General features: G+C 37.6%; 1 protein-coding gene. It reads left to right on the forward strand.

Translation table 11 applies throughout. The annotated features are described in order from the left end of the window. Positions 1-30 precede the first annotated feature (30 nt). Positions 31-343 (forward strand): TIGR04255 family protein (locus tag HC175_RS21560; RefSeq protein WP_168139962.1); only part of this gene is annotated, 313 nt, incomplete at its 3' end.

Here is a 343-nt window from a genome sequence, read left to right on the forward strand (position 1 = left end):
ATGGACCTAGGTTCTTTAGTTGAAAAAGGAATGAAGTTACCCAAGAGGATAGATCCTTGCCCAATTGTGGATGCGCTCGTGGAGATAAGATTTTCCACAAAAATCAATTCTAATGCTGTCTTCGGTTTAATTTATAATTCTCTTCAACCGGAATTTGAAAGTGTCGAAAATTTACCAATTCAACAACTACCAGAGCCTGTAAGATCAAGTGATCCAAACTTAAGGTTCAAACCGCATTACAGAGTTAAATCAGAGAATTTTATAGTCCAGATTGGTCCGGACGTATTAACCATTAGCTCACATCCTAACTATTTAGGATGGACCCGTTTCTCAGAAGAGATTT

Source organism: Salinimicrobium oceani, assembly GCF_012037645.1.